Annotated in this window: 7 protein-coding genes; 1 reads left to right on the forward strand and 6 read right to left on the reverse strand. The window is 69.4% G+C overall.

Annotated elements, in window-relative coordinates; all coding sequences use genetic code 11:
* From AC1DU6_RS17855 to AC1DU6_RS17880, 6 genes are all read right to left on the reverse strand, one after another.
* Nucleotides 1-396, reverse strand: a 396-nt coding sequence (locus AC1DU6_RS17855; RefSeq protein ID WP_477858659.1) for a CoA-binding protein, incomplete at its 3' end; no start/stop codon positions are given.
* A gap of 72 nt (nt 397-468) precedes the next feature.
* A complete protein-coding gene (locus AC1DU6_RS17860) occupies nt 469-1,302 on the reverse strand; it encodes a universal stress protein (RefSeq protein ID WP_477858661.1) in 834 nt (277 codons plus the stop codon).
* 28 nt (nt 1,303-1,330) lie between these two features.
* Nucleotides 1,331-2,344, reverse strand: coding sequence for an alcohol dehydrogenase AdhP (gene adhP / locus AC1DU6_RS17865; protein ID WP_457322754.1), 1,014 nt, complete (start codon nt 2,342-2,344; stop codon nt 1,331-1,333).
* Nucleotides 2,344-3,732 (reverse strand): MBL fold metallo-hydrolase RNA specificity domain-containing protein, encoded by a 1,389-nt coding sequence (locus tag AC1DU6_RS17870; RefSeq protein WP_477858662.1) that lies wholly within the window; start codon nt 3,730-3,732, stop codon nt 2,344-2,346. Before AC1DU6_RS17870 ends, adhP begins: the two co-directional genes overlap by 1 nt.
* A gap of 176 nt (nt 3,733-3,908) precedes the next feature.
* Nucleotides 3,909-4,679 carry a substrate-binding periplasmic protein gene (locus AC1DU6_RS17875; RefSeq protein ID WP_457322749.1) on the reverse strand — a complete coding sequence of 257 codons (771 nt, stop codon included), beginning with the start codon at nt 4,677-4,679 and terminating at the stop codon, nt 3,909-3,911.
* Between the two features lie 54 nt (nt 4,680-4,733).
* On the reverse strand, nt 4,734-5,285 hold the full coding sequence (locus AC1DU6_RS17880; protein ID WP_056198418.1) for an NUDIX hydrolase: 552 nt from the start codon (nt 5,283-5,285) through the stop codon (nt 4,734-4,736).
* Between the two features lie 33 nt (nt 5,286-5,318).
* Here AC1DU6_RS17880 and maiA point away from each other — a divergent pair.
* A partial coding sequence (gene maiA, locus AC1DU6_RS17885; protein ID WP_477858663.1) for a maleylacetoacetate isomerase occupies nt 5,319-5,843 on the forward strand: 525 nt, incomplete at its 3' end.

The raw sequence follows: 5,843 nt of genomic DNA on the forward strand, positions 1-5,843 counted from the left end.
CAGCAGGCCGATGCAGTTGGGCCCCAGCAGGCGCAGCGTGTGCGGCCGGGCGGCGTCCAGCGCCGCCTGCTTCTGCGCTGGTGTGAGGCCCGCCGTCACAACGATGGCGGCCCGCGTGCCGCGCTCACCCAGCTGCCCAACCAGCGGCGCGATGGTGTCCGGTGGCGTGCACAGCACGGCCAGGTCCGGCGTGAACGGCAGCTCGGCGACGCCGGCAAAGCAGGGCTGGCCGTCCAGCCTGTCCAGCCGCGGGTTCACGGCCGCCATCGGGCCCTTGAAGCCGCCGCTCAGCAGGTTGCGCCAGACGGTGGTGCCGACGCGGCCGGGCTTGTCGGAGGCGCCGAAGACGGCCACCGAGTCGGGCGTGAGCAGGCGATCGAGATGGCGCTGGGTCATGAACGCATCCTCGCCACCGCCCGCAGCCCGGCCCTTGCGCTGGATCAAGCCAGCGCGGGATGCTGCGGGGGATCAATGCGACATCAGCACCGGCACGGTCATCGATGCCAGCAGCCTGCGGGAGACACCCCCGAACAGCCGCTCCGCCCAGCGGGCGTGGCCATAGGCACCCATGACGATCAGGTCCGCCCCGGTGTCGGATGCCGCATTCAGCAGAGCGTCGCCGATGGGCAGTGCCGTCACCTCCTCGCGCACGATGGCATCGACGCCCTGCAGCGCCAGCCATTGGCGCTGGCAGGCGAGGCGCGCGGCCGGGGCTTCACCTTCGGCGTCTCGGCGCCAGTGCRTCAGCCAGACGTTGTCGGCGCGGCGCAGCAGCGGCAGCGCGTCCGTCATCGCCCGCACCGACTCGCGGCTGCCGTCCCAGGCCAGCAGCACGCGACGCGTGCGCAGGGGTTCGCGATGCGTGTAGGGGATCATCAGGACCGGACGCACGCAGCGCAGCAGCACCTGTTCCAGCGCGGCCGCGTGCTGGCGATGGTCGGGCAGCGACGGGTCGGGTTGGCTCATGATGAGCAGGTCCGTGCATTGCGAATGCCGTGCCAGCGATTGCGCCGCGGGCGTCTGGTCGGCGAGCGCCTCGAATGAGGGCAGCCCGGCAGCGCCGCAGCGTTGGTGGAAGTTTTGCGCGAGGGCCTGGGCCTGTGCGAGCAGGGTCGCGCAGGCGCCACTGACGTAGTCGTCCATCGCGGCGGCAGYCTGCAGCGCCTGCAGCTCGACCGTGGCGCTGGGCGCCAGGCCGATCAGGTGGGCTTCGAACTCCCTGGCCAGCGCGATGGCAATGCTGACGCGCGTCGGGTTGGCCGGGGTCGCGTCCAGGGCAACCAGCAGGCTGCGATAGCTCATGGGATTCGTCTCCTTGGGAAGGCAAAAGTCAGGCAAAGCTCAGCACGGCCCGGCCATCGATGCGCCCCGTGCGCAGGTCGTCGAAGATGCGGTTGATATCGTCCAGCCGGTGCGTGGTGGTGCTGGCGTGTACGAGGCCCTCCGCGGCGAACTGCAATGCTTCGTTCAGATCCTGGCGCGTGCCGACGATGGAGCCGCGCACGGTCTTGGCATTGAGGACGACGTCGAAGATGGGCAGCGCGAAGTCGCCGGGCGGCAGGCCGACCATGGACATGGTGCCGCGCTTGCGCAGCATGCCCAGCGCCTGGCTGAAGGACTGGCGCGAGACGGCGGTCACGAGGGCGCCGTGCACACCGCCCAGTTCGCGCTGCAGTGCGGCGGCCGGGTCCTCCTCGGCGGCGTTGATGCACAGCTCGGCGCCCAGCCGCTGGGCCAGTTGCAGCTTGGCCGAGTCGATGTCCACGGCTGCGACGTGAAAGCCCATCGCGCGTGCGTACTGGACGGCCAGGTGCCCGAGACCGCCGATGCCGACGACGGCCACCCATTGCCCCGGCCGGGCGTCCAGTACTTTCAGGCCCTTGTAGACCGTCACGCCGGCGCACAGGATGGGCGCGAGGGATTCGAAGGACAGGCCGTCGGGCAGATGGCCCACATAGGACGGATCGGCCAGCACGTATTCGGCGAAGCTGCCGTTGACCGTGTAGCCAGTCATCTGCTGGTGATCGCACAGCGTCTCCCACCCCGTCAGGCAATGCTCGCAATGCCCGCAGGCAGTGTGCAGCCAGGGCACGCCCACGCGATCGCCTTCGCGGATGCCGCGCACACCCGCGCCGACGGCGGCGACATGGCCGACGCCCTCGTGGCCCGGAATGAAGGGCAGCGGTGGTTTGATCGGCCAGTCGCCGTCGGCGGCATGCAGGTCGGTATGGCAGACGCCGCAGGCGGCCACCTTCACGAGGACCTGCCCGGCGGGGACTTCGGGGATGGCCACTTCCTCCAGGCTGAGGGGCTCGCGGTAAGCGCGGACGACCGCAGCTTTCATCATGGGCATGGCAACTCCTTGGACGGGACGGCGTCGAGGTATTCGGGTACCGAGGCCGGCCAGCCCAGGCCTTCCTCGATAGCCTGGCGCAGCGCGTCGGCGGCCTGGGGCTCGCCGTGGGTCACGTAGACGTGGCTGGGCGGGTGCGGCAGCGTTTGCAGCCAGGCCAGCAGCTGGGGTTGGTCGGCGTGCGAGGACATGCCGTCGATGGCGGCCACCTCGGCGCGCACGGGCACCCACTGGCCGTGCATGCGGATGCGGTCGGCGCCGGCCAGCAGGGTGGCGCCGCGCGTGCCGGCGGCCTGATGGCCGACGAAGACGATGCTGTTCCTGGGATCTGGCGCCAGTGCTTCCAGGTGGTGCAGCACGCGGCCGCCGGTGGCCATGCCGCTGGCGGCGACGATGACGCTCGGATAGGTGGGACGGTTCAGCGCACGAGATTCCTCCTCCGTGCGGACGYAGCGCACCTTGTCGACGAGGTCGCGGCGCTCAGGCTCGGTCAGCCTGTGTTCATCAGCATGGACCTGCACCAGGCGCGTGACCTGCGTGGCCATGGGGCTGTTGAGGTAGATGGGCAGGTCGGCGATGCGCCCGGCGGCTTTCAGGCGCAGCAAGGTGTGCAGGATGGCCTGGGCCCGGCCGACGGCGAAGGCCGGGATCAGCGTCGTGCCGCCGCGGGCGGCGGTGCGCGAGATGACGTCGCAGAGCTGGTCCGCGCTGGGCGTTTGAGAGTGCCGCCGGTCGCCGTAGGTGGACTCGATGACGACGATGTCGGCCGCGGGTGCCGCGGCCGGCGGCAGCATGACCGTGTCGTCGCTGCGCCCGAGATCGCCCGAGAAGGTGATCGAGCCCGAGCCAGTTTCAAGGTGGATGCTGGCGGCGCCAATGATGTGGCCGGCATGGCTGAATGTCGCCGTCAGGCCCGGGACGGGTTCAAAGGCCTGGCCAAAGGCATGACGGCGTACCTGCTTGAGGCTGTGCAGGGCCTGGGCCTCGGTGTACAGCGGCAGCGCCGGTGAATGCTTGCTGAAGCCGTGCCGGTTGGCGTAGTGGGCGTCCTCCTCCTGCAGCCGGCCCGAATCCGGCAACAGCACTGACAGCAGGTCGCTGGTGCCAGGCGTCGCGTGGATGGAGCCGCGAAAGCCCTCCGCCACCAGGCGGGGCAGGAAGCCGCTGTGATCGATATGGGCATGCGTCATCACCACGGCATCGATGGACGCTGCCGGCACCGGGAAGGGAGCCCAATTGCGCAGGCGCAACTGCTTCAGGCCCTGGAACAGGCCGCAGTCGACGAGCAATCGCCGGCCGGCGAATTCGACGAGGTAGCGGGAACCGGTCACGGTGCCTGTTGCGCCGAAGAAGCGCAGTCGAAGCTCGTCCGTGCTCATGGCCGGTATCCCGGCAGCCGGTACACCGGGCCGTGGCCCACAAGCAGGCGGAGTGCGGGTTCCACCGATCCGACATTGATGACCATGGGGGCCTCCTGACCTGTTGAAGTCAGGTCCAGCGTAGGCCGGCGCACTGCCGGTGGCCTTGCGCTGGATCAAGCCGCGCGTGAACGGCCCTAGCTGGGCGTGGACGGGCGCTCGACGCCCCAGCGCCGGTACAGCTCGATGGCCGAGCCGGTGCGCAACCACTGTTCGAAGGCCTGGTCGTAGCGTTGCGACAGGGCCTCACCGCCGGCGCTGCGTGCAAAGGCCATATGCCCGTGCAGCACGTCCAGCGGTGGCGAGCAGCGCGCGACGGCGTCAGCCAGGCTCAGGCGTTGCAGCACTGGCTGGCAGTTGCGGTCGTTCGCCGCGAACAGCTCGATGCGCCGCTTCATCAGCATCTGCAACCCGGCGTCGACGCTCTGCACCCAGGTCAACTGGTTCATGCCCGTCTTCATGCGCTCGAAGCGGCTGCCGTAGGCCCAGCCGCGCACAGCGGCCACGGGGGCCTGGGCCAGCTCGCCGAACTCACCCGTCCAGCGCGCCTCCTCGCCGCGGCGGGCGTACCAGACCATCGCGTCCGAGTAGAAGGAGCGCACGCTGAACAGCATGCGGGCCTCGCGTTCCGGCGTGCGGTAGGGGCCGATGAGGATGTCCGCCTCGCCCTGCTCCAGCATCAGCTGCGCGCGCGGCCAGGGCAGCCATTCGCAGCGTACGTTCTCGCCAAACAGCATGCCCAGCAGGTCCACCGCCAGGCCCTTGGGCGCCTGGCCCTCGGCGCCCTCGAAGATGCGCGCGAACTGCGAGCCCACCGCGCGCAGCGGTGTCGCGTGGGCCGGCCGCGCCAGCCCCAGCCCCGCCATCCAGCCCAACCCCGCCTTGCACCACACGCGCCGTGTCGTCATGGCTCATCCCTCCGTTGGAGACGCCGTTGATGATGCGCGCCGCGGAGGGTGAGATCAAGGAATGTCGATGTCGTGCAGCGCAAAGCCGCCACCCTGGCGGCGGTCTTCGAAAAAGCAACGCAGCGTCTCGCGTGTCGTCTTGAAGGCGATCTCGCCCCAGGGGATCTCTTCTTCGCTGAAGAGCCTGGCCTCCAGCGACTCCGGCCCCGGGTTGAACTCGGGCGAAAGCAGCCGGGCGCGGTAGAAAAGGTGGACCTGGCCCACCCGCACGACGTTGAGCACCGTGTACAGCGGCCCCATCTCGATGTCGGCGCCGGCTTCCTCCTGGGTCTCGCGCAGGGCGCCCTCGGTGGTGGTCTCGTTCAGCTCCATGAAGCCGGCCGGCAGCGTCCACAAGCCATGCCGCGGCTCGATGGCGCGCCGGCACAGCAACACGCGGCCGTCCTCCCAGACCGGCAGCGTGCCAACCACGTTCAGCGGGTTCTGGTAGTGGATGGCGCCACAGCCCGGGCAGACCGCGCGTTCGCGGTTGTCGTCGTCGGGGATGCGGTATTCCACGGCGGTGCCGCAGTTCGGGCAGTGTCTGAGCGGGCTGGGAAAGGGCATACGGCCCAGTTTATGGCGAGCAGAATGACAGCCATGAAGCTCTACAACTACTTCCGCTCTTCCGCCTCGTGGCGCGTGCGCATCGGCCTGGCGATCAAGGGCCTGGACTACGACTACGCGGCCATCCACCTCGCAAAGAACGAGCAGTTCGCTGGCAGCTTCGCTGAGCAGCAGGTCTCCCACCTGGTGCCGGCGCTGGTGCTGGACGACGGCCCCTGGTTGAGCCAGTCCATGGCCATCCTGGAGTATCTGGAAGAGACCCATCCCGAGCCGCCCTTGCTGCCCAAGGGTGCCGTCGCGCGGGCCCAGGTGAGGGCGCTGGCCCAGGACATCGGTTGCGACATCCACCCGATCAACAACCTGCGCGTGCTGCGCTACTTGAAGAACGACCTCGGTCAGGAGCAGGCGATCGTCGACCGCTGGTACCGCCATTGGGTGGCGACGGGCCTGAGCATCGTCGAGCAGCGCCTGGCGGCCACGGCGGGGGAATACTGCTTTGGCGACACGCCGGGCCTTGCTGATTGCATGCTCGTGCCCCAGGTCTACAACGCCCAGCGC

This window comes from Roseateles sp. P5_B10, from assembly GCF_056400485.1.

What these genes read in the sequence shown, in the direction of transcription:
- adhP (WP_457322754.1), bottom strand. Translation starts at nt 2,344, where the DNA reads ATGAAAGCTGCGGTCGTCCGCGCTTACCGCGAGCCCCTCAGCCTGGAG.
- AC1DU6_RS17875 (WP_457322749.1), bottom strand. Translation starts at nt 4,679, where the DNA reads ATGACGACACGGCGCGTGTGGTGCAAGGCGGGGTTGGGCTGGATGGCG.
- AC1DU6_RS17880 (WP_056198418.1), bottom strand. Translation starts at nt 5,285, where the DNA reads ATGCCCTTTCCCAGCCCGCTCAGACACTGCCCGAACTGCGGCACCGCC.